At 75.2% G+C, this 1,799-nt stretch carries 1 protein-coding gene and 2 pseudogenes; all 3 read left to right on the top strand.

All coding sequences use genetic code 11. From position 1 onward, the window contains the following. Positions 1 to 373 (top strand): annotated as a pseudogene (locus F3J18_RS37085) (hypothetical protein); the annotation flags it as partial. Continuing rightward, positions 370 to 1,482, top strand: a complete 1,113-nt coding sequence (locus F3J18_RS37080) for an LLM class flavin-dependent oxidoreductase (protein WP_166917136.1) — start codon at positions 370 to 372, stop codon at positions 1,480 to 1,482. The pseudogene F3J18_RS37085 and the gene F3J18_RS37080, both read left to right, overlap by 4 nt. Continuing rightward, positions 1,479 to 1,799 (top strand): annotated as a pseudogene (locus F3J18_RS37075) (LLM class flavin-dependent oxidoreductase); the annotation flags it as partial. The gene F3J18_RS37080 and the pseudogene F3J18_RS37075, both read left to right, overlap by 4 nt.

Below are 1,799 nucleotides of genomic sequence, written 5' to 3'. Positions count from 1 at the left end.
GGTCCCCGGCGCCGACCGCGCCGCAGTCGAGGCCGCGCTCGCGCCCGACATCCTGCGCTACGCCGCACGCCAGGCCGAGGCGAACGGCACGCCGCCGCCTCGAGCCGGCGAACTGCCCGCCCTGCTCGACCGTCTCGGCGTGCTGCGCGGCACGCCCGACGAGATTGCCGCGGCGCTAGGCGCCGATCCCGCGCTGGCCGGCATCACCGAGCTGGTGGTACAGGTCCAGACCTTCGGCACGCCGTTCGCCGAGGCGCTGCGCCGCATCGAGTCGGTGGCGCGCGAGATCGCCCCCTTGCTCGGCTGGGCACCCGCCGCCGCGGACCTCGAACCGGCCGCCACTTCGTTCAACCTCGACACACTTCCGACATGACCGATACCTCCCGATCCACGCAGGCGTCAGCGCCGCGGGCCCTCGCGGCCGATCGCGCCGAGCCCGTTGGCCGCCCGTTCCGCCTCGGCTTCCTGACCCACGTGCACGGCGCCGGCGATGCCCGGCGCGTTTATGCCGAACTCGAAACGCTGTTCGTCGCCGCCGAGGAACTCGGCTTCGACGGCGGTTTCGTCGCCCAGCATCACTTCCGCGCCGAATACGGCCGGCTGCCCTCGCCGCTGGTCCTGCTCGCGGCCATCGCCCAGCGCACGCGCCGCATCGAACTGGGCACCGGCATCGTCACGCTGCCGCTCGAGGATCCGTTGCGGCTCGCCGAGGACGCGGCCGTGCTCGACGTGCTGTCGAGCGGACGCGTACAGCTCGGACTCGGCAGCGGCGGTGCCAACCTCGATGCGTTCTCGGCCTTCGGCATCGACGTCGGCACGCGCCAAGCGCGCTTCGCCGCGTCCCTGGAGCGGCTCGAGCAGGCGCTCGCGGGCGCACCGCTGGCATCGGCCGCGCGCCATGCCGACGATGGCGCCGATGCGGCGACGCTGCGGCTGCAGCCGCCGGCCGCCGGCCTGCGCGAGCGGCTCTGGCACTCGCATTCGAGCGCCGAGGGCGCGCGCCTGGCGGCCGTGCACGGCAACGGCCTGCTGCTCGGCACGGCGGTGCACGATCCGCGCGGCGTGCAGTTGCCGCTGGCCCAGGCCTATCTGGCAGCCTGGCGCGAGCGCGCCGACGCCACTACCCGCGCGCCGCGCCTGGGAGTGGTCCGCGCGGTGTTCCCCGCCGCCGACCGGCGTGCCGCGCTGGCCGAGCTCGCCGACGACGTGCTGCGCCACATCCCCTGGCTGGCCGCCACGGGACATCCGGGAGTGACCGAACCCGAGGCGATCCTGCGCCTGCTGAACGTGCACCACGGCCACCCCGAGGAGGTGATCGAGAGCCTGCGCGCGGACCCGGCGCTGTTCCCGTTCGCCAGCTACTTCCTGCCTGTGGTGCAGTCCGAGAGCTCCTCGCTGGACCAGTCACTGCGGCGGCTGCGCACGCTGGCCGAAACCATCGCGCCGGCGCTGGGCTGGCGCCCCGCCTCGCGCGCGGCATGAGCGCGGGCCTGCTGCTGCATGCCCCGCTGCGCGACGACGAGCGACATGCCGCGTGTGCCGAGGACTGGATCGCGATCGCCGCCGCCGCGGCCCAGGCGGGCTGTCCCGCCGTGCTGCTGAGCGCAGGCCCGGGCCGGCCCGATCCCTGGATCGCGGCGGCGGTGCTCAGCGACGCGCTGCCGGATCTGGCGCTGACGATCGCCCTGCAGGCCGGCGCCATCCTGCCGGTGGCCGCCGCGCTGCGCGCGCAGAGCCTGCAATCGCTCAGCGGCGGCCGGCTCGCGCTGGCCGTGGAGCCCGATGCGCCCGGCGTCGCA

Source organism: Burkholderia sp. Ax-1720 (assembly GCF_011753035.1).
In the GTDB taxonomy this organism is placed as follows: domain Bacteria; phylum Pseudomonadota; class Gammaproteobacteria; order Burkholderiales; family Burkholderiaceae; genus Burkholderia; species Burkholderia gladioli.
This window is presented reverse-complemented; position numbering and strand designations above follow the sequence as displayed.